Genomic DNA, 21,541 nt, shown 5'->3' on the forward strand with positions numbered 1-21,541 from the left:
GCCTCTTCGCGGGGCAAGCCCGCTCCCACAGGTTCAATGCTTACCTCAAGGCATGCGCAATCCCTGTGGGAGCGGGCTTGCCCCGCGAAGAGGCCGGGCCTGCAAATGCAGAAGGGGCGCCGTGTTGGCGCCCCTTCTGGTTACTGCTTAGGCTTCAGCGTCCCAGGGACGATCACCCTTTTCATCTTTGACGCGGGTCGGCAGGCCCATTACGTCCAGCGCCTTGAGGAACGGCTCGGCTGGCAGCTCCTCGACGTTGACCATGCGCTTGGCATCCCACTCGCCACGGGCAACCAGCAGGGCCGCAGCCACTGGTGGTACACCGGCGGTGTAGGAAATGCCTTGGCTGTCGGTCTCGGCGTAGGCTTCTTCGTGGTCGGCCACGTTGTAGATGAACACTTCGCGTGGCTGGCCGTTCTTGGTGCCCTTGACCAGGTCACCGATGCAGGTCTTGCCGGTGTAGCCCGGGGCCAGCGAGGCCGGGTCAGGCAGCACGGCCTTGACCACTTTCAGCGGTACCACTTCCAGGCCTTCGGCAGTTTTCACCGGTTGCTCGGAGAGCAGGCCGAGGTTCTTCAGCACGGTGAACACATTGATGTAGTGTTCGCCGAAGCTCATCCAGAAGCGTACGTTCGGCACATTGAGGTTCTTCGAAATCGAATGAACTTCGTCGTGGCCGGTCAGGTACAGGTTCTGCGAGCCGACTACCGGCAGGTCGTCGGTGCGCTTGACTTCGAACATGGTATTGCTGGTCCACTGGCTGTTCTGCCAGCTCCACACTTGCCCGGTAAATTCACGGAAGTTGATTTCCGGGTCAAAGTTGGTGGCAAAGTACTTGCCGTGCGAACCAGCATTGACGTCGAGAATGTCGATCGAATCAATGCTGTCGAAGTATTGCTGCTGCGCAAGTTTTGCGTAGCTGTTCACCACACCCGGGTCGAAACCGACGCCGAGAATGGCGGTAATGTTCTTTTGTTGGCACTCTTCGAGGTGTTTCCACTCGTAGTTGCCGTACCACGGCGGGGTCTCGCAGATCTTGCCCGGCTCTTCGTGGATGGCGGTGTCCAGATAGGCGACACCGGTATCGATGCAGGCACGCAGCACCGACATGTTGAGGAAGGCGGAACCGACGTTGATCACGATCTGCGACTCGGTCTCGCGGATCAGTGCCTTGGTCGCCTCGACATCGAGGGCATTGAGCGAGAAGGCCTGGATGTCGGCGGGTACCTTGAGGCTACCCTTGGCCTTGACGCTGTCGATGATGGCCTGGCATTTGGAGATGTTCCGTGACGCGATAGCGATACGACCCAGTTCGTCGTTATGCTGCGCGCACTTGTGGGCCACCACCTTGGCGACACCTCCTGCACCAATGATAAGAACGTTCTTCTTCAATTTACCTGTTGCTCCTTACTTGGAAAGCCGGTCTTACGACAGGCTGGAAACGTAGTCTTCGAAACCGAAATCGCGGACCACCTCGACGCTGCCGTCGAGCTGCTTGACCACGATGGACGGCATCTTCAAACCGTTGAACCAGTTTTTCTTGACCATGGTGTAGCCGGCCGTGTCGATGAACGACAGGCGGTCGCCGATGGCCAGCGGGCGATCGAATTGGTATTCGCCGAAGATGTCACCCGCCAGGCACGACTTGCCGCAGACCATGTAGGTGTGCTCGCCGTCGTTGGGGGCCATCTTGGCGTTGAGGCGGTAGATCAGCAGGTCGAGCAGGTGAGCTTCGATCGAGCTGTCGACCACGGCCAGGTGCTTGCCGTTGTACAGGGTGTCGAGCACGGTCACTTCCAGCGAGGCGCTGTTGGTGATGGCGGCTTCGCCGGGCTCCAGGTAGACCTGCACGCCGTATTTTTCCGAGAAGGCTTTCAGGCGCGCGCAGAAGGCGTCCAGCGCATAGCCTTCGCCGGTGAAGTGGATACCGCCACCGAGGCTGACCCACTCGACCTTGTGCAGCAGGTGGCCGAAGCGCTCTTCGATGTGCGACAGCATCTTGTCGAACAGGCCGAAGTCACCGTTCTCGCAGTTGTTGTGGAACATGAAGCCGGAGATCTGTTCGATCACCTGTTCGATCTTGGCCGGGTCCCATTCGCCGAGGCGGCTGAACGGGCGGGCCGGGTCGGCCAGCAGGTAGTCGGAGCTGCTGACCTGCGGGTTGACGCGCAGGCCACGGACCTTGCCTTCGGACTGTTCGGCGAAGCGCTGCAGCTGGCCGATCGAGTTGAAGATGATCTTGTCGCAGTTCTCGAGCATTTCCTCGATCTCGTCATCGGCCCAGGCCACGCTGTAGGCATGGGTCTCGCCAGCGAACTTCTGGCGGCCGAGCTTGAGCTCGAACAGCGAGGACGAGGTGGTGCCGTCCATGTACTGCTGCATCAGGTCGAACACCGACCAGGTGGCGAAGCACTTGAGGGCGAGCAGCGCCTTGGCACCGGAGTTTTCGCGCACGTAGGCGATCTTCTCCATGTTGCTCAGCAGCTTGGTTTTGTCGATGAGGTAGTACGGCGTCTTGATCATTTAAAGGCCCCCGGCCAGGCCGGCCAAAAAAAAGACCCGCATTGTGCCTTCACTTGCCGCAGATCGAAAGGGCGGATGGTGTATTTCGTCTGCGCGGTAGTGGTTGCAGGTGAAATGATTCGGCAGTGGCGGGTTCAGTTGTACAGGGGGGAATGAACAGCTTGATGACAGGTTGACCAATGGCATGTGCTTGCCATGGCATTTTCAGCGCCTGTGAGAGCGAGCGCCGCCCGCGCGGCGCATCGCGGATAAATCCGCTCCTACATTTGTTTCGGGCCAGTAACGCCTGTAACAGGCGCGCGCGACCGACTTGTTCGTACGACGCGATATCGAGCCATGCGCCAAGGCGTTCGCGCGCAAATCTCCCAGGATCAATTGGCCCGAAACAAATGTAGGAGCGGATTTATCCGCGATGCGCCGCGCAGGCGGCGCTCGATCTCACAGGCGCTAAAGATGCCCCGACGAACCCAGCAGCCATGCCGTCGTTCATTCCACCCTTTGATCGACCACCCTCAACCACTCTTGAATCTGCTCCAGCGTGGCAGTAGCCCCCCCACAAACCACCACCAGCACATTCTGGTAACCGGCCAATGCAGCAGGCTCATACGCCAGCGCCAACGCCGCCCCACACGCCGGCTCCACCAGCACCCGATGGTCCAGCAGAAACCGCTCGCAGGCCTCCAGTGCCGCCCGGTCACTGACCAGGTGGCTCTGCACAGGATGCTGCCGGGTGCAGGCCAGCGCCTGTTCGGCCACGCGTTTGGCGCCCAGCGAACTGGCCACCGAAGCGATGCGTTCGAGTTCCACGGTATGCCCGGCCTGCATGGCCGCATGCAGCGAAGCGGCGCCTGTGGTCTCCACGGCCAGCACCGGCACATCGCCCCAGCCATTGCGCTGCAGCCCTTCGACCACACCGCTGAGCAAACCACCGCCGCCCACCGACAACACCACGGCATCCGGCTTGACCCCGGCTGCCGCCACTTCATCGACCAGGCTGGCGTGCCCGGCCCACAGCAATGGGTCGTCGAACGGGTGGATGAAGGCATCGCCTTCGCCGACCAGGGTCTGCGCCAGTTCGTTGGCCTCCTGCCAGGAACTGCCATGCACCACGACCTTGGCCTCTTCCAGGCGCAGCAGCTCTTTGGCCCGCTCGGTGGTGGTTTCGGGCACGACAACGGTCACCGGTACCCCCAGCTTGCGCCCGGCATAGGCCACGGCCAACCCGGCATTGCCGCCGGAGGACGAGACGAAATGGCGTGCACCTCGGGCGTGGTGGACTTCGCAGGCATGGCCAACGCCGCGCAGCTTGAACGAGCCGCAGGGCTGCAGGGCGTCGAGTTTCAGCCACACGGCACCGCCGGCGGCCAGCGACAGCGGGCGGGACTCGATCAGGGGGGTGTGAATGTGCAGGGTCATTGGCTCGCTCCGCGCAGTTGCTCAAGGTAGTTGTAAATGGTGTAACGGGTCACGCCAAGGGCGGCAGCGGCTTTTTCCACGCCGCCCTTGACGATGAACAGCCCACGTTCCTGCATCGCCCGCACGGCCTCGACCTTGGCCTGTTTGTTCATCCGCCCTTGGCCACTTCGCTGCAGCGCGCCTTCGATGATCTCGCCCATCAGCAGCGTCATGTCGGCAGGCTCGCTGCCATGCGCCTCGGCTGGCATAGCGCCCAGTGGCTGCAACTGGCGAAGAAAGTCCATGGCGGCGTCCAGGCCGCTGACATCGGTATTGACGCACAGGCTGGCGAACGGGTGGCCGCTGCTGTCGCGGAAGATCGCCGTGGCGCTGCGCAGGGTGCGGCCCTTGAGGGTGGTGGGGTAGTCGGGCACTACCACGGGGTCGGCGCCTTGCTGATCGGCACTGGCCTGCAGCAGGGCCTTGAAACCTTGGTCCTGCTCCGGGGCAGCGAGAATCGGGCTGCCGACCACACGGCCTGAGAGGTGGCCATTGACGATCGCCACCACGGAGTGCTCCGGATGGTCGAGATCGTGCAGGAGGATTTCCATGTTGCGTGCGGCAACGCTACCCAGGGCCTGGATGGCGGCCTTGAGGACGGTGAGGGTGAGCTGGCGTTCTTCGGCCGGAGACATGGGAGATCACAAAATTCAACTTATTGTCAATTTTTACACATTAAGTTGAATATTGCGATTTGCTTTTCCAGGCCCATTCGCGGGTGAACCCGCTCCCACAGGATTTCACTGCCTTCAGGGCCTGTGCAGTACCTGTGGGAGCGGGTTCACCCGCGAAGGGGCCGCAAAGCGGCCCCTGTCTTTATTAGCCAAGTGCTGGCGTGCGTGGCGGAATCATCCGGCGTGAGCCGGTGGCTTCGAAGGCCGCGCCGTAGCTCAGCAGCGCATTGTCGCTATACGCCTTGCCGGCAAAGGTCAGCCCCACCGGCATGCCGATATCGGCCATCACACCCATCGGCACGGTCACGGTCGGCACGCCCAGGTGACGGATGGCCAGGTTGCCGTTGGCCACCCAGATGCCGTTGCTCCAGGCGATGTCCGCCGACGCCGGGTTGACATCGGCATCGGCCGGGCCGACATCGGCCACGGTCGGGAACAGCACGGCGTCCAGGCCTTGCGCGTCCATCCAGTCTTCGAGGTCCATCTTGCGGGTCTTTTCCAGCCCGCGCAGGCCGTCGGGCAGGGTCTCGATCTGGTCCCAGGTCTTCAGGCCGCGCTTGGCCATGTTGACGTATTCATCCATGCCAGCGGCCAGGTCGTCCTCACGGTTGGGCAGGGTGCCCGGGTCGTGCGGGAAGATCTGCGGGCCGTCGACATCGGCCAGGCGGTTGAGTTTCGGGTCACCGTTGGCACGCAGGAAGTCGTCGAAGCCCCAGCCCGACAGCTCCCACAGTTCGTCATGCAGGAATTCCTTGCTGACGATGCCGCGGTTGTAGACGGTCGGCGCGCCAGGGCGGTCGCCTTCGCAGTTGGACACCAGCGGGAAGTCGACTTCCAGCACTTCGGCGCCAGCTGCTTCCAGGGCCTCGCGAGCCTGCTGCCACAGGGCGATGACGCTGTCACGGGTAATGATGCGCTGGCCGGTCGGGCCGCCGATGCCTGGCTTTTCGGAGGTGCCGGCGGCTTCGTCCTTGTTGATGTACATGCGCGGTACGCCAAAACGCTTGCCCTTGAGCGCACTGGCGTCGACGGCCAGGTCCAGGTAGGACGCCGGGCGCACCGAGGAGGCGGCCGGGATTGGTACCCAAGGCTGCAGGCGCCACAGGTCGCCGCGTTTGTCGGCATCGTCGGCGACCACCACGTCGAGAATTTCCAGCAGGTCGGCCATGGTCCGGGCGTACGGCACCACCACGTCCATGGTCGGCGTCAGCGGCCAGTTGCCGCGTACCGAGATCACGCCACGCGACGGGGTGTAGGCGCACAGGCCGTTGTTCGAAGCCGGGCCGCGGCCGCTCGACCAGGTTTCCTCGGCCAGGCCGAAGGCGCTGAAGCTGGCTGCGGTGGCGGTGCCGGCACCATTCGACGAGCCGGAGGCGAACGGTGCGGTCAGGTACTTGGCGTTGTACGGGCTTTCGGCGCGGCCGTAGACGCCACGCTGCATGCCGCCATTGGCCATTGGGGGCATGTTGGTCTTGCCCAGGCACACGGCACCGGCGGCGCGCAGGCGCTCGATGGTGAAAGCGTCGCGCTGGGCGACCAGGTCCTTGAACGCCGGGCTGCCGGACGCGGCAGTCAGGCCCTTGACCAGGTAGCTGTCCTTGGCAGTGTAGGGAATGCCGTCCAGCGGGCTCAGGGTCTGGCCCTTGGCGCGGCGGGCGTCGGAGGCCTCGGCTTCCTTGAGCGCTTCAGGGTTGCGCACTACCACGGCGTTCAACGCGGTGGCGGTGTCGGCGCCGTCGTAGGCGTCGATGCGTGCCAGGTAGGCCTTGACCAGCTCGACTGCCGTGGTGCGGCCGGTTTCGAGCGCGTCGCGCAGCTCGGCAATGGAAACCTCGGTTACCTCGATCATGCTTTCACCAAAATTTGTGCAGGTTGGGGCTAATGCGAGGAGTGTACAAGAAGGGATCAGGGGAGGGAGGTTTGCGCCGCAGAAATGGTTTTTTGCAACGGGGCATTGTCGGGGCCGCGCAGCGGCCCCGTTGCCCTCAGTCCAGGTCGGCCGCTGAATGCCGCTCGGGCACCTGGCTGGCCTCATCGCCCCACGTGCGGTTGACCCGGGTGCCGCGCTGTACCGCCGGGCGTTGGGCAATTTCCTCGGCCCAGCGCTGCACGTGCGGGTACTCATCCACTGCCAGGAACTCGGCTGCGCCATACAGGTTGCCCCGCACCAGTTGGCCGTACCATGGCCACACGGCGATGTCGGCGATGCTGTATTCGTCACCGCCGAGGTAGCGGCTGACCGCCAGGCGCCGTTCCAGCACGTCGAGCTGGCGCTTGGCTTCCATGGTGAAGCGGTTGATGGCGTACTCGAACTTCTCTGGCGCATACACATAGAAGTGGCCGAAACCGCCGCCCAGGTAGGGCGCAGAGCCCATCTGCCAGAACAGCCAGTTCAGGCTTTCGGTGCGTGCGGCCGGGGTCTTGGGCAGCAAGGCGCCGAACTTTTCCGCCAGGTGCAGCAGGATCGAGCCGGATTCGAACACCCGCACCGGTGGCTCGACGCTGCGGTCGAGCAGGGCGGGGATCTTCGAGTTGGGGTTGACCTCGACGAAGCCGCTGGAGAACTGGTCGCCGTCACCGATGCGGATCAGCCAGGCATCGTACTCGGCGCCGCGGTGGCCCAGGGCGAGCAGTTCTTCGAGGAGTATGGTGACCTTGACACCGTTGGGGGTGGCCAGGGAGTACAGCTGCAGCGGGTGCTTGCCGACCGGCAGGTCCTTGTCATGGGTAGGCCCGGCGATCGGCCGGTTGATGCTGGCGAACTGGCCGCCGGACGCGGCATCGTTGCGCCAGACCTTGGGCGGGACATAAGGGGGCTTGCTCATGCAGAGGTTCTCCTTGAAAAGCGCGAAAGCGATCACGTCAGGGCGTGGACCTGCATCTATGCCACGGGTTCGGAGAAAAGCGCAAATGCATTGGGCGCCAGCGTCAGCTGCATGATACCCAGGCCGTGCTGATTACCTGGGCCACAGCTGCGCGGCGATCAGCCGGTCATACGGCAGGCTGCAGCGGGTGCCGGACGGGGTGCGGTAGTGAACGCGCCGGCCGGCGGCGTCGACATGCGAGGTGGTGCCTTGTACCAGGCACAGGTTGCTGTGATCGAACGGCTGTTGCAGTCCGGTCTGGGGGGTCAGCAACGTTAGCTGGGCATCCCTCTGGCCTTGCAGGTTCAGTTGCCGGATCGCGCTTAGCGCGCTCCATGGGCCGGCGATGCCGGTGCCAATGATCAGGATATTGTTCATCGTTGTGCTCCTGGGAAGTCCGAAAGACACAGTAGACCGTAATTGCAGTCAACGATGTTACGGGGCCAGCTGGCAGATCTTTTCAAAATGTTGGCGGGGTGATCACCCAGATCACCACGGCATCCACCTCGCCAGGGTTGCCATAGCGGTGCGGCTCCTGGCTGGAGAAACTGAAGCTGTCGCCTTCGCCCAGCAGGAAGTGGCGCTCCCCCACCCACAGCTCGAAACTGCCCGACAGTACATAGCCCGCTTCGTCACCCTCATGGCTGTAGCTCTGCTGGCTGTAGGTGCCCGGTGGAAAGCGCGAGTGCAGCATCTCCAGCTGACGGTTGGGTTGCGGGGTGAGCAGCTGGTCGACGATGCCATCCTCGTAATGCACGCTCAGCCGGCTGTTGCGCCGCACCACGTAACCCTGGTCTTCGGGTGCGGTGGTGGCTTCGCTGGCGAAGAACCACTGGATGGTCACGCCGAGGCTGCGGGCGATGTTGAACAGTGCCGGGATCGACGGGTACGACAGGTTGCGCTCCAGCTGGCTGATGTAGCCGGCGGTCAGCTCGCTGTGCGCCGCCAGCTCCGCCAGGGTCATGCCGCGGCGCTTGCGCAGGCCGCGAATGCGGCCGCCGAGGAATTGCGGCGCGGCGCCGCCATCTTCGGCGGCAGGCGGGATCTGGGGCTGCTGGCTCATGCGCTTCGGTCCATCGGGAAAGCCGCAGTATTGACTGGCTCAGAGTGCCCAGGCAACTGTCAGGCCATCATGGATGGCCTCTTCGACAGTGCGTGGCGCCAGGCAGTCGCCGATGCGCCTTACCTCCACCAGGCCGGCCAGTTCCGCTGCCAGGGTGTCTTGGGGTTGATGGCCGAGGCACAGCACCAGGCTGTCGATGCCTTCGAAGATCATCGGCTCCCCGCTGGCGGTGTGCTGCAGGTACACGGTGTTATCGTCGCTGCCGTACAGGCGGGCATAAGGCGTGATCGGGATACCCAGGCGGTGTAGCTCGCCGGCCAGCTGGTCGCGCACGTACAGCGGCAGGCTTTCGCCGCAGTGGGTGCCGTTGACGGCCAGTTGCACCTGGTGGCCATCGCGGACCAGGCGCTCGGCGATGCCGGGGCCGATCCAGTCGCTGCGCCAGTCGATCACCAGCACCGAGCGGCCCAGGCTGACTTCGTTGCGCAACACCTGCCAGGCATCCACTACCTGCAGCTCGCCGCTGCGTTCGAACGCTGGCCAATAGGGCGTGGCGCCAGTAGCGGCAATTACCAGGTCGGGGCGTTCGCGCTCGACCAGGGCACGGTCGACTCGCGTATTACGTACTACGCGTACGCCTGCCAGTTCCATCTCCCGCTGCAGGTTGGTGCTGGCACCACCGAATTCGCTGCGCCTGGGCAGCAACTGCGCGAGCTGTATCTGGCCGCCCAGTTGTGTACTTGCCTCGTACAGCGTGACGTCATGACCACGGGCGGCGGCAACGGCCGCAGCCTTCATCCCGGCCGGGCCGCCACCGGCAACCAGGATGCGCTTGCGCACGGTAATGGGAACCGGGGTTTCGTACTGCAATTCGCGGCCGGTTTCCGGGTGCTGGATACAGGAGATCGGTAGCCCCCGGTGGAAGTGGCCGATGCAGGCCTGGTTGCAGGCGATGCAGGCGCGCACGTCTTCGACACGGCCGCCCTCGGTCTTGGCCGGCATTTGCGGGTCGCAGATCAGCGCGCGGGTCATGCCACACACATCGGCCTGGCCACGCGCCAGGATCAGCTCGGCTTCCTGCGGCTGGTTGATGCGCCCGGTGACGAACAGCGGGATGTTCAAGTGCTGTTTGAACGTCCCGGCCTCACGCGCCAGGTAAGCCGGGGCGATGGCCATGGGCGGCACGATATGCACGGCGCCGCCCAGCGACGCCGAAGTGCCGGCGACGATGTGCAGGTAGTCGACCTGATCTTGCAGGGCCTGCGCGGCGGCGAGTGATTCGTCTTCGCTCAGGCCCTCGCTGTCGCGCTCGTCGGCGCTGATGCGCAGGCCGACGATGAACTGCTCGTCAGTGGCCGCCCTGACCGCGGCCAGCACTTCGCGCAGAAAACGCAGGCGCTGTTCCAGCTCGCCGTTGTAGCCGTCATTGCGCTGGTTGACCCGCGGGTTGATGAACTGCGCCGGCAGGTAGCCATGGCTGGCCACCACCTCGACACCGTCCAGGCCGGCCTGGTGCAGGCGCCGGGCGGCACTGGCATAGCCCTGGACGATTTCGTCGATCATCGCCTGGTCCAGCGCGCGCGGCATCACCCGGAAGCGCTCGTTGGGCACCGACGAGGCCGAGTAGGCCACCGCCAGCAGGCCGTCCGCCGATTCCATGATCTCCCGCCCCGGGTGAAACAGCTGCGACAGCACCACGGTGCCATGGGCGTGGCAGGCCTCGGCCAGGCGCCTGTAGCCGTCGATGCAGGCGTCGTCGGTGGCCATCAGCACGTGCGAGGTGTAGCGGGCACTGTCATGCACCCCGGCCACCTGCAGCACGATCAGGCCGGCACCGCCGGCGGCACGGGCGCGCTGGTAGGCGATGAGCTTGTCGTTGACCAGATTGTCGGTGGGTAGGCAGGTGTCGTGGCCGGTCGACATGATGCGGTTCTTCAGGCGTTTGCCGCGGATCTGCAGGGGTTCGAACAGGTGGGCGAAGGCAGTCGTCATGCGGGCGGCTCCGGTGCGGTGTTGTTCTTGTTTTTCTCATGAAAGTGTAGCAAAAGTAAAAAATCAACTTGTTTTTTTACTGGTGCCCGACTAGCTTTTTCCCAGCCACGGCAGTGGCGCGTGACCTCACTACAACAACAAACGGGCCTTCGTGCTGGCTGGAAGGTACCGACAGGAGGCAACTCGATGCAGGCATTTCCTCGCAGTACCGGCCTTTGCGCAGCGCTGCTGGCCCTTGGCCTGGGCAGTGCGCAAGCGGCGCCGCAGATGGTCGTGGTCGGCTATGGCGGCGCCGGTCAGAAAGCCCAGGACGTGGCGATCTTCCAGCCTTTCAGCGCCCAGGACGGCAGCAAGTTGATCCAGAGCGAATACAACGGCGAGATGGCGCGTATCCAGGTGATGGCCGATACCGGGAATGTCGACTGGGACGTGGTGCAGATCGAGGGGCCGGACCTGATGCGCGGCTGCGACGAGGGCATCTACGAGCACCTCGACTGGCAGCGCCTGGGGCATGCCGCCGAACTGATCCCCGCTGCCGCCCAGGACTGCGGCTCGGCGGCGCTGGTGTGGAGCGTGGCGATTGCCTACGACCGCGACAAGCTGGCCCAGGCGCCGACCTCGTGGGCCGATTTCTGGAACGTGCAGAAGTACCCGGGCAAGCGCGGCCTGCGCAAGCGCGCGGTGTACAACCTGGAGTTCGCCTTGCTGGCGGACGGGGTCAAGGTTGAAGACGTGTACAAGGTCCTGTCGACCCCGGCGGGTGTCGAGCGTGCCTTTGCCAAGCTCACTGAACTCAAGCCCTACATCCAGTGGTGGGACGCCGGCGCGCAGCCGGCCCAGTGGCTGACGGCGGGTGATGTGGTGATGACCTCGACCTACAGCGGCCGCATCGCCGTGGCCGCGCAGCAAGGCAGCCCGCTGGCGGTGGTCTGGCCCGGTAGCCTGTATGGCATGGACTACTGGGCGATCATCAAGGGCTCGAAACATGTCGACCAGGCCAAGCGGCTGATCAGCTATGCCAACCAGCCAGATACCCAGGTGCGTTATGTCGAGCAGATCCCCTATGGGCCGACCAATACCCAGGCAGCGGCCAGGCTCGACCCGTCGCTGGCCAGTTGGGTGCCGACCTCGCCGCAGAACCTGCAGGGCGCCTTGGCAATGAATGTGGAGTTCTGGGTCGACCATGGCGAGGAGCTGGAACAGCGCTTCAATGCCTGGGCAACCAAATGATGTTGCAATGATGTAGCTTATCGGGGCCGCACAGCGGCCCCAATTCCAACAGGAAGAACAACAATGACCACCACGGAACAGACCCTGCGCCAGCAACTGGCCGCCTGCTACCGCCTGATTGCCCACTTCCGCATGTCGGACCTGATCTTTACCCACATCTCGCTGCGCCTGCCGGGCCCCGAGCATCATTTCCTGATCAACCCGTACGGCCTGCTGTTCGACGAAATCACCGCCTCGAGCCTGGTGAAGATCGACCTGCAGGGGCGGCCGGTGGAGCCCACCGAGTACCCGGTCAACCCGGCCGGGTTCGTCATCCACAGCGCCATCCACGCTGCGCGCGAAGATGCCCAGTGCGTGCTGCACACCCATACTCGCGCCGGTTGCGCGGTGGCGGCGCTGGAGTGCGGGTTGCTGCCGGTCAACCAGATGTCGATGGAGTTCCATGGCAAGGTCGCCTACCACGCCTACGAAGGCATCGCCCTCGACCTTGACGAGCAGCAACGCCTGGTGGCGGACCTGGGCGACAAACCGGTGATGATCCTGCGCAATCATGGCCTGCTGACCACCGGGCGCTCGGTGGCCGAGGCGTTCTTGCGCATGTATTACCTGGAGAAGGCCTGCGAGATCCAGTTGGCGGCGCAGAGTGCCGGGCAGCTGGTGCTGCCGTCGGAAGCGGTGTGCGCGCATACCGAGCGGCAGTTCAATGAGCCTATGCGGGGTTTGAAGCAGGGGGAACTGAGTGACCCGGATGCTCTGCAGCTGGCCTGGGGGGCTTTGCTGCGGATGCTGGAGCGGATTGCCCCCGATTATCGCGACTGACTTGCCGGACTTTTTGCGCCCCCCCACAGGTAAACCACAGGCCTTGAACGCATGGTGTGCCTGTGGGAGATCACCCAGCCCTTTGGGCTGCGCTGTCGCGTAGGGAATTGAGTTCGCAAGCGGTCGGCATCCCCTGTGGGAGCAACTGTCTTGTGCTGCTTGTGCCGGCCTCTTCGCGGGTGAACCCGCTCCCACAGTGTCTCTGCTAACTCAATGAGTTATATGCAGTTCTATGAGAGCGGGCTCCCCGCTGAATCAGTCATGTGTTCAGCGCGCTTGCGGCACGATCATGCTGGCCGGTGCCTCGGCGGCACGCCGACGCGCCACGCAGTAGTACAGCACGCTCGGCACCACCAGCCCGATCAGCCACGACACATCCACGCCACCCAGGTGCGCGACCATGGGGCCGGTGTACAGTTTGGTGTCGATGAATGGCATCTGCACCAGCACGCCTACGGTGTAGACGCTGATGCCAGGCCAGTTCCAGCGGCCATAGCGGCCCTCCGGGTCGGCCAGGGCAGGGATGTCGTAGCGCTCTTTGGTGATGAAGTAGTAATCGACCAGGTTGACCGCACTCCAGGGCACGAAGAAGGTCAGCAGGAACAGGATGAACGACTTGAACGCACTGAGGAAGGAGTGCTGGCCGAGCAGGGCCACCAAGGTGGCGGCGCCGACGATGGCCAGCACGAACACCAGGCGTTGCATGCGGCTGATCGCCAGGTGGCCACGAAAGCCACTGATGATGGTGGCGATGCACATGAAGCTGCCGTAGGAGTTGAGCGTCGAGATGGTCACCTTGCCGAAGGCGATGCTGAAGTACAGCAGGGCAGCGGTGGTGCCGGCTCCGCCGAGGCCGACGATGTAGGCCACTTCACGCCCGCTGAACTGCCCGCCAGCGATCGCTGCGGCGAACACCCCGAGGATCATCGACGCCTGTGCGCCGATGACCGAGCCCAGGCCAGCGGCCAGGAAGGTTTTCACCGGCGAGGTGTTGCTCGGCAGGTAGCGTGAATAATCCGCCACGTAGGGGCCGAAGGCGATCTGCCAGGACGCGGCCAGCGATACTGAAAGCAGGAAGGTGGCCCAGCTGAAGTGGCGGTTTTCCAGTAACTGGCCTATGTCGGCCAGCATCAGGATGCGGCTGAACAGGTAGACGAAGGCAATGATCCCCAGCACGCTGGCGACCCGGCCGATCCAGTGGATTACCCGGTAGCCGGCGAGGGTGGCGAGCACGATCACCGAGGCGAAGATGAGAATGCCGGTACTGTCGCTGACGCTCAGCAACTGGCCGATGGCCTGCCCGGACAGCACCGTGCCGGTGGCCGTGAAGCCCAGGTACATCAGGCACACCAGCACCATCGGGATGGCCGCGCCATAGACACCGAACTGTACGCGGCTGGAGATCATCTGCGGCAGGCCCAGGCGCGGGCCCTGGGCCGCATGCAGGGCCATCACCGCGCCGCCGATCAACTGGCCCAGCAACAGACCGATCAGCGACCAGAACACGTCGCCGCCGAGCACCACGGCCAAGGCGCCCGTGACGATGGCGGTAATCTGCAGGTTGGCGCCGAGCCAGAGGGTGAACTGGCTGTACAGCCGGCCATGGCGTTCGGCTTCGGGAATGTAGTCGATAGAGCGCCGTTCGAGCACGGATTTGCGAGACATTGAGGGCTCCACTTCATTGTTTTTTTTCAGGGAGAGGGCCATTGCCGACGCGGTGCGCGGATGGCGTCTGCGTCATATGAGCATGTCTATACAAGTAAGGTCAAATGAAGACTGCACAGCATAACAGCCAATCTGTTGCGCAAGGGTTGGTTGCAACTGTGCTGGTCCCTGGCGGAAAAATGGCCTTATGCTGTTACGAAATATGTCTAGAACGCCTGAAGAAGGAAGCTGCAATGCCGCTCAAGGACCTGCTGATCGCCCTGGTGGTGATTGTCGCCTGGGGAGTCAATTTCGTGGTCATCAAGGTCGGCCTCGATGGCCTGCCGCCGATGCTGCTGGGGGCATTGCGCTTTCTGCTGGTGGCGTTTCCGGCCGTCCTTCTGGTCAGGCGGCCGAAGCTGCCGTGGCGCTGGCTGATCGCCTATGGCGCGACCATCTCCCTGGGCCAGTTCGCCTTCCTCTTTCAGGCCATGTACAGCGGCATGCCACCGGGGCTCGCATCGCTGGTGTTGCAGTCGCAAGCGTTCTTCACCCTCGGCTTTGCCGCCCTGTTCCTGGGTGAACGCCTGCGCCTGGCCAGCGTGCTGGGGTTGCTGGTGGCCGCCAGCGGCCTGGCACTGATCGGCAGTGAAGACAGCGGCCATGTACCGTTGGTGGCGCTGATGCTGACCTTGTGTGGCGGAGCCATGTGGGGCATGGGCAACATCATCACCCGCCGCTTTGGCTCGGTGGACCTGGTGGCGCTGGTGATCTGGGGCGGGCTGATTCCACCGCTGCCGTTCCTGGCCCTGTCGTGGTGGCTGGAAGGGCCGGAGCGGATCGGCCATTCGCTGGCCAATATTGGTTGGAGCTCGGTGCTGGCGCTGGCGTACCTGGCGTTCGTCGCCACCATGCTCGGATACAGCCTGTGGAGCAAACTGCTGTCGCGCCACCCGGCGGGCAAGGTGGCGCCGTTTTCGCTGCTGGTGCCGGTGATCGGCCTGAGCTCGTCGGCCTGGTTGCTGGGTGAGCGGCTGACAGCGGTGCAGGGCTGGGGCGCATTGCTGGTGATGCTCGGCTTGCTGGTCAACGTATTCGGGCCGAAGCTTGGGCAGCGGTTGCGGGCGGCCAGCGCGCAATGAGCTGAAGGCCCTGTCGCCGGCAAGTCCACAGGATTATCACTAGCTTCCAGGCGTGCGCTGTACCTGTGGGAGCCGCGCTTGCCGGCGATGGGCCGCAAGGCGGCCCCACGATTTCAAGGTCGCTGCATCAATTGCCGGGGCCGCTTCGCGGCCCATCGCCGGCAAGCGCGGCTCCCATAAGGATCGCGCCAGCTTTTAGACGTTGAGCATGACAGAGTCTCCCACAGCTACTGCATACACCTGAAAAACCGTGAATCATTTGTGGGCGCTGGTTTGCCGGCGATTAGATTTCGGCGTTTGTTAGACTTGGCGTTTTTTGCAAGGCCAAGGAGCTCAACATGATCATCTCTACCACCAGCCAGCTCGAAGGCCGCCCGATCGCCGAGTACCTTGGCGTGGTCAGCTCCGAATCGGTGCAAGGCATCAACTTCGTGCGCGATTTCTTCACACGTTTTCGGGACTTCTTCGGTGGCCGTTCGCAGACCCTGGAAAGCGCCCTGCGCGAGGCCCGCGAGCAGGCCACCGAGGAGCTCAAGGCGCGGGCACGGCAGTTGCAAGCCGATGCAGTGGTGGGCGTGGACTTCGAGATCAGCATGCCGTCAGTGCAAGGTGGCATGGTCGTGGTGTTCGCTACCGGTACTGCCGTGCGGCTGAAGTAGCCAAATGCCACTGGTCGGGTCTGCCGGTTTTGTCCGAGCAGTCCGCTTGTGACCGGCTAGTCTCACTGGCACAGGTCGCGTTTTTCAGGTCAGCCCTTTGCTGATCGACGCGGTCGCCACTGAACGGAGACAGGGCATGAGCGAGTCCTTTTTCGAAGACATGAACGATTCATTCCCGATCAACAGCCAGGTGCGTTGTGGACAGGCGGCGTTTCGCCTGGGCTTTGCCCACATGACCCTGGATGAATCGGAAGACCTCAAGCCTGCACACCTGCAGCGCAGCAAGAAGGGCCGCTTCACGCCACGGGTGCCAGCCAGAAAGTAAGCCTCGTAAAAGTGAACCTGCTCACACAGCCCCGCCCGACGGTGAAGATACTGTTCGCTCAAGCATTTGAGTTCAAGTCGGCCTACTTAAAATCCGGTGCTCGTTAGCGGGTGTCGGATTTTATGTCAATTTACTCATTCGCGCAGTGCGCTCAACCGTTCGGCTCTATTCCATTGGCGTGATCAGTACATTTTCTGGTGCAGGACTTCATCGGTAACCTAGCCACCCGAAAAAACGGGTGAGAAGAGCCTTTTTCTTTTTGGCGATGTGTGAGTCAATCATCCCAAGGATGCCGGTGAAGAATATATTTTCTTCAACACCGAATCTTTCAGGTATAAAAGAGAGATCGTACCATGACAATATCTCATCCACGGTGAAGTTCCCAGACTTCTGAAGTTCAATGTAGGTTGCAATGTCTTTTTTTAAAGCGAGCGCCGAGAAATACGATTTTTTAGCCATCCATTTTTCAATTACACCTTCGACGCTGAGTTGCTCCGTTCGCTGGTCTTCGGGCAGATAATCGAGTATGCCATCGCCCAGTTCCTTCATGAAGTCTACTAGTTGCATAAAGCCACGCATTGAAGCTGCCTCATGGTATGGGAAATGCAGTAAGAATGTATCTTGGCATGTAGTTGTATTCGACGAATTCTACCACAACCCTTACTTTTGTCATGCTGACTGGCGTGCTCTGGGCTGATCGATGAATACCCCATCCTACAACCTGTTTGGTGTCAAAGTCCAATACCAGGCGATTGCTGTTGCGAATAAACTTGGTTTTGGAGAACATTAATATACGAAGCCGATTGGCCTTCAGTGCTTGGCTAACCGCACGTTCTGCAATATCCATTTTTTCGAATGTAGACATTACACTGGCCGATCTTACTTTCTTTAGTCGCCACTGCAATGCCGCAATGTCTTTTTGAAAATGATGTTTCTCAGTATGACCGCCGATGCTTCGGTTTGGTGCGTGGAGTGGCTTTTCGCTTGTAGCAATACTTATTCTGCCGGCGCGTACTGAGGAAACCCGAAATGCATTGTAGATAGATGCAGTGGATAACGGTACTGCAAATTCGGTAGCAAGGCCAATAACCTGGCCGGTTGATCGTGATGCACCAACTGCTTCTGCGACTGCAGCTCCAGCTTTGAACGCGTAACTGTAAGTTTCTTTACCTGTCATAATCTGCGTGGATGCAGCTGAAAGTTGATCAGATGCGTGTACGCCCATAGCGATGCAACCCGCCTTTGAAATCATGGTTGGTTCTGGTAGCGCACACAATACGCCCGCACCAGCAAGCTCAATAATTCCGCCAACGAGTCGAAAGCTGCCAAATATGCGATTGGACGCCATTTCTGCAGGCGTGAGAGACTCATGGGAGAGTACTGCGGCCATCTGGGCAAAATTAAGAACTACGCGAAAATTACCATCATCCGTCATCACGCGATTCCTACGCAAATGGCTTGTTGGTTGTCCTGTCCCAGCCACCAGAGACGATGCCGGCACTCCCTCCATCTACGCGCCGTTGCTGAGTGTATTCGAATCTAATGCGACCGTAATTGAGTGTTACCACTTCGACGGGCAAGCCAGATTGTTCTGCGGCTTGCCCGCTTACCAGTGCAATGAGTACCTCTTCAAGCACAATGTCTAGATACTTGAATTTTTCAGCTCCTGCACGATGGACACGAATGGTTACTGTTTTTATATGAAGGCCCCTGCAGCAAAGTTCAAATAGCTTAGGGGTTGCACGGTCAATGTACTTGCTGATTTGAAAATCCCCAAGGGTAACACCTCCTGTGGAGGCACCGCCGCTTGAACTGGCTGTATGACTGATAGTCTGCATGGCGTCGTAGTGATAGGACAGCAGTTCTATCCAACCTTTGTGCCCCTCATCAAGTGACTCACCCTCAATACCATCAACCTTCATAAATGCATCAAACGACATAGTGGTTCCCTGCTATTGATCAAAACTCGAACTAAAGACCTTTGGCGAGTTTGCGTTCAGGTGTCCTACCTGAGGCGTCGCGGCATCCTCCAACTTCTGGATAAGCGCCGCCGACTTGCAGGTGCCACTCGACTGGATGACCTCTGCGATTTCGCTCGGGTAATTGAGCTGAACCAACCTGCCAGAATCAACATTCTAGAGGTCTAAATTGCATTGGTGGTGTAAGACCAGTTCGCAAGGACTTGTAGGAAAAGTCGCCATGTGGTCACCTTTCCATATCAATAGGGGCATTCTGGGTGAAAGTACTGAGGGCGGAAAAATTGAAGAGATCGCCGATGTCGAGCAATTGCTGATGAAAGGGCATAAAAAGTTCCAAGCCAGAAGGCTGGTATCGAGCTCTCTAGAAAGCCCAGCCTAGACTCGAGTGCTTGAGTGAACAGCAACACGACCAACGGCCGGTTTTTCTTGGTGTTGCTTGATCCTGCTCATGGTAACCGAGGGTTGCACTCGCGGTGGCGGCGCAGTTGTGGTCTTCTGGCGCCGCATTCAGGAAAGAGAGGATTGATTTTCCATGCGAGTCAGGGATGAGACCTATTGGCAGTGGGCCGACGCACAATTGCATTGCCGCTGCCATGACGAGGTGCTCAGCGACGGCACGTCGCTGGATATCCAGGTGCGCCTGTCGCGGCTTGGCGCGACGCAGCTGTTCCTCGGGCTCTACGGCCAGGATGGCAGGGCGCTGCTGGAGGAGTACTACCCGGCGCGGCCCGGCGAAACCATGACCCGCGCGCTGGTGTGGGGGGTGGACCGGGCTCGGGCGCTGGCCACTGGAGCGTTGCCGTTGCCCGTGGCGCAGCGGCGCCTTCAGGCCTGACGGTGGCGGGCGCTGGCAGCCTGGACGATGCGCTGGGCCGGCACCTGAAGCTGGCGCAGCAGGTAATCGGCGAATGCTGGCTCCCAGGGCTGCAAGGCAATCGCGTCACGCATGCAGGCCAGCCAGATCGCCGCGTGTTGTGCGTCGATCGGCCATTGCGCATGGAATGACGGAATACCGATCGAGCCATAGCGCTCGGCGTAAAGCCGTGGCCCACCCAGCCAACCACTGAGGAAGCACGCCAGCTTGTCGCGTGAGCCGGCAAGGTCGGCCGGGTGCATCTGCCGCACCGGGGCGGCTACCGGGTCCTGGTCCATCAGCCGATAGAAGTCGTCGACCAGCCGGCGCAGGCCGTCGATGCCGCCGGCGGCCTGGTACGAAGCATCGCCTGTGCCATAAGCAGGGGTAGTCATGCTGGGCTCCACAATCACGGGCGGGCATTTTAGCAGGCATGAAAAAGCCCGGCCTATGCGGGCCGGGCTCCATAAGTGGTGGCGAACCCTCAGTTCAGCGGTTCGATCACCTTGACTGCCTGCCGCTCACGGGCAGCGGGCCATTCTTGTTGCAGGGTCTGCAGGACGCGGCCGACGAACTCAGTGTCGGCGGCGGCCTTCTTGCCGACGTAGCCCTGGCCACGGCGGTAGACCTTGAAGCGGGCGCGCATGCTGGGCAGGTGCGCTTCGAATTCATCTTCGACCGTGTTCGGCGGCAGGCGGTCGAGGCGCACCTCGCCGGTCTGGCTGACCCACAGCAGGTGGTCGTCGAGGCTGTCCTTGCGTACTGCGAACAGCTGGGCCAATTGGTCGATAGTCGGATTGTTGTTCAAGTTCATCATAAAGCCCCCATCACCTATTTGTTGTTGATTTTCACAGTTGGCGCCACAGGTTGTAGCGCACTACCAAGGCTGCTACAGCAGCATCGCAACAGGGGCTTTCTCACGCTGCCTTTTGGACAGATTCCCTCTCCACGGACGGCCTGCGTTACCGCGCAAGCCGTCTGGAACACCCTTGCCACCGCTCCCGATCAGGGAGACGGCTTCATCATGCACAAGGCTGATGAGCGGCGTCAATGCTTTTGTAGTGAATATTTTTAGACACTACATTCTTGTCATATTGTCTGGCAATTCACTCGGCGGTGACTCATCGGTCGAGGCTGGAAATAATCTGGAAGGCCGCGCGGACACGGGCTTCGTTGGGGTAATTGCGGTTGGCGAGCAGGACGATGGCCTTGCCCTCTGACGGGATGAAGGCGGCGTAAGCGCCGAAACCGTTGGTGGACCCGGTCTTGTTGTACCAGGCTGCGGGCAGGGCCGGGAGCGCCGGGTTCAGGCGCTGGGTGGCCTGGGGTTCCCGAATCAGGCGCGGGCTGTTGCCATCGACCAGCGTATCCAGCGCGACCGGGTAAGGGTAGCGTTCCCAGCCCAGGCCCTGGGTCATGGCGCCCACCTTGAAGTAGCCTGCCTGGGTGATGGCGGTAGCCTTGCGCAGAGCCGGTGCCAGTTCGGCCGGCTGCATGTGCAGGCGCACATAGCGCAGCAGGTCGCTGGCGCTGGTCTTGATGCCGTAGGCTTCGTCGGCATAGGGGCCAGGGCTGACGCGAACCGGGTGGTTTTGCGCGTCATAGCCCTGGGCATATAGCGCCTGTGCAGTTTGCGGCACCTGCAGGTAGGTGTGTAGCAGGCCCATCTGCGGTAACAGGTGCTGGGTCATGACCCTTGCAAATGGCTGGTGCTGTGCGCGCGCCGCGAGGTCGCCAAACAGGCCCAGGCTTGGGTTGGAGTAGCAGCGCTGAGTGCCATGCACGGTGCGCGGTTTCCAGTTGTGGAAGAACGCCAGCGTCTGCTCTGGCGTCTGTACTGCATCGGGGAACTGCACTGGCAGGCAATCGGCGCTGTAGGCCCCGAGCTCCAGCACGCTGGCCTCGCCCAGGGGCGTACCGGCCAGCGCAGGTTGGTAACGCCGGGCAGGGGCCTGGAGGTCGAGCTTGCCTTCGGCACTGGCCAGGGCGGCGAGGGTGGCGGTGTAGGTCTTGCTCAGCGAGCCGATCTCGAACAGCGTGTCGGCGGTCACCGCCTTGCCGTCGGCCTTGCTGGCCACGCCATAGCTGAAGTAGTGGGCCTGGCCGTGGGTGTAGACCGCCACGGCCATGCCGGCGATGTCCTGCTCTTTCATCAGCGGCCGGATGACCTCGTCCACTTGGGCTTGCAACGGCTCGGCAGCCTGCGCGGAGGCGATGCCGAACAGGATCAACAGGGGAGCAAGGCTTACAAGCGGCATTCAAGGTTCCTTTTCATGGGTGTGTCCGTTGAGCGACACCGATGGGAGTTCCGGCGTTAGC

At 62.0% G+C, this 21,541-nt stretch carries 22 protein-coding genes; 6 read left to right on the forward strand and 16 right to left on the reverse strand.

Going from position 1 to position 21,541, the window contains the following annotated elements:
- Positions 1–147: 147 nt before the first annotated feature.
- From ACIPZ5_RS09580 to ACIPZ5_RS09620, 9 genes are all read right to left on the reverse strand, one after another.
- Positions 148–1,392: a saccharopine dehydrogenase family protein gene (locus ACIPZ5_RS09580; protein WP_054903974.1), complete on the reverse strand. Its 1,245-nt coding sequence runs from the start codon at positions 1,390–1,392 to the stop codon at positions 148–150.
- Between the two features lie 33 nt (positions 1,393–1,425).
- The gene (locus ACIPZ5_RS09585; protein ID WP_085676983.1) at positions 1,426–2,523 is read right to left on the reverse strand and encodes a carboxynorspermidine decarboxylase; all 1,098 of its coding nucleotides are present in this window, start codon (positions 2,521–2,523) and stop codon (positions 1,426–1,428) included.
- 486 nt (positions 2,524–3,009) lie between these two features.
- On the reverse strand, positions 3,010–3,939 hold the full coding sequence (locus tag ACIPZ5_RS09590; protein WP_400808060.1) for a pyridoxal-phosphate dependent enzyme: 930 nt from the start codon (positions 3,937–3,939) through the stop codon (positions 3,010–3,012).
- Positions 3,936–4,613, reverse strand: coding sequence for a PAS domain-containing protein (locus ACIPZ5_RS09595; protein WP_343596993.1), 678 nt, complete (start codon positions 4,611–4,613; stop codon positions 3,936–3,938). Before ACIPZ5_RS09595 ends, ACIPZ5_RS09590 begins: the two co-directional genes overlap by 4 nt.
- Positions 4,614–4,797: 184 nt before the next feature.
- On the reverse strand, positions 4,798–6,501 hold the full coding sequence (locus ACIPZ5_RS09600) for an amidase (protein WP_400808064.1): 1,704 nt from the start codon (positions 6,499–6,501) through the stop codon (positions 4,798–4,800).
- A 136-nt stretch (positions 6,502–6,637) separates the two neighbouring features.
- Positions 6,638–7,477, reverse strand: coding sequence for a glutathione-dependent disulfide-bond oxidoreductase (gene yghU / locus ACIPZ5_RS09605; RefSeq protein ID WP_400808067.1), 840 nt, complete (start codon positions 7,475–7,477; stop codon positions 6,638–6,640).
- A gap of 132 nt (positions 7,478–7,609) precedes the next feature.
- A complete protein-coding gene (locus ACIPZ5_RS09610; protein ID WP_400808069.1) occupies positions 7,610–7,894 on the reverse strand; it encodes a hypothetical protein in 285 nt (94 codons plus the stop codon).
- Positions 7,895–7,976: 82 nt separating this feature from the next.
- On the reverse strand, positions 7,977–8,579 hold the full coding sequence (locus ACIPZ5_RS09615) for a helix-turn-helix domain-containing protein (RefSeq protein WP_261940303.1): 603 nt from the start codon (positions 8,577–8,579) through the stop codon (positions 7,977–7,979).
- Positions 8,580–8,618: 39 nt separating this feature from the next.
- Positions 8,619–10,571, reverse strand: coding sequence for an FAD-dependent oxidoreductase (locus ACIPZ5_RS09620; RefSeq protein ID WP_343596984.1), 1,953 nt, complete (start codon positions 10,569–10,571; stop codon positions 8,619–8,621).
- Positions 10,572–10,757: 186 nt separating this feature from the next.
- Between ACIPZ5_RS09620 and ACIPZ5_RS09625 the strand changes: the two genes are divergently transcribed.
- Positions 10,758–11,801 (forward strand): ABC transporter substrate-binding protein, encoded by a 1,044-nt coding sequence (locus ACIPZ5_RS09625; protein WP_343596982.1) that lies wholly within the window; start codon positions 10,758–10,760, stop codon positions 11,799–11,801.
- Positions 11,802–11,864: 63 nt separating this feature from the next.
- Entirely contained in the window at positions 11,865–12,620 is a 756-nt protein-coding gene (locus ACIPZ5_RS09630) for a class II aldolase/adducin family protein (protein WP_343596980.1), read from the forward strand.
- A gap of 267 nt (positions 12,621–12,887) precedes the next feature.
- Here ACIPZ5_RS09630 and ACIPZ5_RS09635 read toward each other — a convergent pair whose 3' ends face one another.
- Complete coding sequence (locus tag ACIPZ5_RS09635; protein ID WP_400808073.1) at positions 12,888–14,285, reverse strand: purine-cytosine permease family protein; 1,398 nt, start codon at positions 14,283–14,285, stop codon at positions 12,888–12,890.
- Positions 14,286–14,518: 233 nt separating this feature from the next.
- Between ACIPZ5_RS09635 and ACIPZ5_RS09640 the strand changes: the two genes are divergently transcribed.
- From ACIPZ5_RS09640 to ACIPZ5_RS09650, 3 genes are all read left to right on the forward strand, one after another.
- Complete coding sequence (locus ACIPZ5_RS09640; RefSeq protein ID WP_400808076.1) at positions 14,519–15,406, forward strand: EamA family transporter; 888 nt, start codon at positions 14,519–14,521, stop codon at positions 15,404–15,406.
- A 338-nt stretch (positions 15,407–15,744) separates the two neighbouring features.
- Positions 15,745–16,065 (forward strand): YbjQ family protein, encoded by a 321-nt coding sequence (locus ACIPZ5_RS09645; protein WP_003253898.1) that lies wholly within the window; start codon positions 15,745–15,747, stop codon positions 16,063–16,065.
- Between the two features lie 136 nt (positions 16,066–16,201).
- Positions 16,202–16,390 carry a hypothetical protein gene (locus ACIPZ5_RS09650; RefSeq protein WP_261940297.1) on the forward strand — a complete coding sequence of 63 codons (189 nt, stop codon included), beginning with the start codon at positions 16,202–16,204 and terminating at the stop codon, positions 16,388–16,390.
- A 207-nt stretch (positions 16,391–16,597) separates the two neighbouring features.
- Here ACIPZ5_RS09650 and ACIPZ5_RS09655 read toward each other — a convergent pair whose 3' ends face one another.
- From ACIPZ5_RS09655 to ACIPZ5_RS09665, 3 genes are read right to left on the reverse strand one after another with little or no spacing between them, the layout of a single operon-like run.
- The gene (locus tag ACIPZ5_RS09655) at positions 16,598–16,957 is read right to left on the reverse strand and encodes a hypothetical protein (RefSeq protein WP_400808080.1); all 360 of its coding nucleotides are present in this window, start codon (positions 16,955–16,957) and stop codon (positions 16,598–16,600) included.
- A 22-nt stretch (positions 16,958–16,979) separates the two neighbouring features.
- Complete coding sequence (locus ACIPZ5_RS09660) at positions 16,980–17,825, reverse strand: RNase A-like domain-containing protein (RefSeq protein WP_400808083.1); 846 nt, start codon at positions 17,823–17,825, stop codon at positions 16,980–16,982.
- Between the two features lie 10 nt (positions 17,826–17,835).
- Positions 17,836–18,330 (reverse strand): Hcp family type VI secretion system effector, encoded by a 495-nt coding sequence (locus ACIPZ5_RS09665; RefSeq protein WP_400808085.1) that lies wholly within the window; start codon positions 18,328–18,330, stop codon positions 17,836–17,838.
- Between the two features lie 571 nt (positions 18,331–18,901).
- On the opposite strand from ACIPZ5_RS09665, the gene ACIPZ5_RS09670 reads away from it, so the two are divergent.
- Positions 18,902–19,204 carry a hypothetical protein gene (locus ACIPZ5_RS09670; protein ID WP_261940296.1) on the forward strand — a complete coding sequence of 101 codons (303 nt, stop codon included), beginning with the start codon at positions 18,902–18,904 and terminating at the stop codon, positions 19,202–19,204.
- Here the strand turns inward: ACIPZ5_RS09670 and ACIPZ5_RS09675 are convergent.
- The 3 genes from ACIPZ5_RS09675 to ampC all read right to left on the reverse strand — a co-directional run bounded on the left by ACIPZ5_RS09675 (position 19,195) and on the right by ampC (position 21,480).
- Positions 19,195–19,617, reverse strand: coding sequence for a group II truncated hemoglobin (locus ACIPZ5_RS09675; protein ID WP_400808088.1), 423 nt, complete (start codon positions 19,615–19,617; stop codon positions 19,195–19,197). The genes ACIPZ5_RS09670 and ACIPZ5_RS09675 overlap by 10 nt on opposite strands.
- 89 nt (positions 19,618–19,706) lie before the next feature.
- Complete coding sequence (locus ACIPZ5_RS09680) at positions 19,707–20,039, reverse strand: hypothetical protein (protein WP_261940294.1); 333 nt, start codon at positions 20,037–20,039, stop codon at positions 19,707–19,709.
- Between the two features lie 304 nt (positions 20,040–20,343).
- Positions 20,344–21,480, reverse strand: a complete 1,137-nt coding sequence (gene ampC, locus ACIPZ5_RS09685) for a class C beta-lactamase (protein WP_400808092.1) — start codon at positions 21,478–21,480, stop codon at positions 20,344–20,346.
- Positions 21,481–21,541 lie beyond the last annotated feature (61 nt).

The sequence above is a fragment of the Pseudomonas sp. NPDC089428 genome, assembly GCF_044749325.1.
Lineage (GTDB): Bacteria > Pseudomonadota > Gammaproteobacteria > Pseudomonadales > Pseudomonadaceae > Aquipseudomonas.

Coding starts and splice junctions, on each gene's coding strand:
- ACIPZ5_RS09595 (WP_343596993.1), bottom strand. CDS start 4,613: ATGTCTCCGGCCGAAGAACGCCAGCTCACCCTCACCGTCCTCAAGGCC.
- ACIPZ5_RS09650 (WP_261940297.1), top strand. CDS start 16,202: ATGAGCGAGTCCTTTTTCGAAGACATGAACGATTCATTCCCGATCAAC.
- ACIPZ5_RS09670 (WP_261940296.1), top strand. CDS start 18,902: ATGCGAGTCAGGGATGAGACCTATTGGCAGTGGGCCGACGCACAATTG.
- ACIPZ5_RS09675 (WP_400808088.1), bottom strand. CDS start 19,617: ATGACTACCCCTGCTTATGGCACAGGCGATGCTTCGTACCAGGCCGCC.
- ACIPZ5_RS09610 (WP_400808069.1), bottom strand. CDS start 7,894: ATGAACAATATCCTGATCATTGGCACCGGCATCGCCGGCCCATGGAGC.
- ACIPZ5_RS09655 (WP_400808080.1), bottom strand. CDS start 16,957: ATGCAACTAGTAGACTTCATGAAGGAACTGGGCGATGGCATACTCGAT.
- ACIPZ5_RS09660 (WP_400808083.1), bottom strand. CDS start 17,825: ATGACGGATGATGGTAATTTTCGCGTAGTTCTTAATTTTGCCCAGATG.
- ampC (WP_400808092.1), bottom strand. CDS start 21,480: ATGCCGCTTGTAAGCCTTGCTCCCCTGTTGATCCTGTTCGGCATCGCC.
- ACIPZ5_RS09590 (WP_400808060.1), bottom strand. CDS start 3,939: ATGACCCTGCACATTCACACCCCCCTGATCGAGTCCCGCCCGCTGTCG.
- ACIPZ5_RS09680 (WP_261940294.1), bottom strand. CDS start 20,039: ATGATGAACTTGAACAACAATCCGACTATCGACCAATTGGCCCAGCTG.
- ACIPZ5_RS09585 (WP_085676983.1), bottom strand. CDS start 2,523: ATGATCAAGACGCCGTACTACCTCATCGACAAAACCAAGCTGCTGAGC.
- ACIPZ5_RS09645 (WP_003253898.1), top strand. CDS start 15,745: ATGATCATCTCTACCACCAGCCAGCTCGAAGGCCGCCCGATCGCCGAG.
- ACIPZ5_RS09625 (WP_343596982.1), top strand. CDS start 10,758: ATGCAGGCATTTCCTCGCAGTACCGGCCTTTGCGCAGCGCTGCTGGCC.
- yghU (WP_400808067.1), bottom strand. CDS start 7,477: ATGAGCAAGCCCCCTTATGTCCCGCCCAAGGTCTGGCGCAACGATGCC.
- ACIPZ5_RS09620 (WP_343596984.1), bottom strand. CDS start 10,571: ATGACGACTGCCTTCGCCCACCTGTTCGAACCCCTGCAGATCCGCGGC.
- ACIPZ5_RS09635 (WP_400808073.1), bottom strand. CDS start 14,285: ATGTCTCGCAAATCCGTGCTCGAACGGCGCTCTATCGACTACATTCCC.
- ACIPZ5_RS09615 (WP_261940303.1), bottom strand. CDS start 8,579: ATGAGCCAGCAGCCCCAGATCCCGCCTGCCGCCGAAGATGGCGGCGCC.
- ACIPZ5_RS09665 (WP_400808085.1), bottom strand. CDS start 18,330: ATGTCGTTTGATGCATTTATGAAGGTTGATGGTATTGAGGGTGAGTCA.
- ACIPZ5_RS09630 (WP_343596980.1), top strand. CDS start 11,865: ATGACCACCACGGAACAGACCCTGCGCCAGCAACTGGCCGCCTGCTAC.
- ACIPZ5_RS09640 (WP_400808076.1), top strand. CDS start 14,519: ATGCCGCTCAAGGACCTGCTGATCGCCCTGGTGGTGATTGTCGCCTGG.
- ACIPZ5_RS09600 (WP_400808064.1), bottom strand. CDS start 6,501: ATGATCGAGGTAACCGAGGTTTCCATTGCCGAGCTGCGCGACGCGCTC.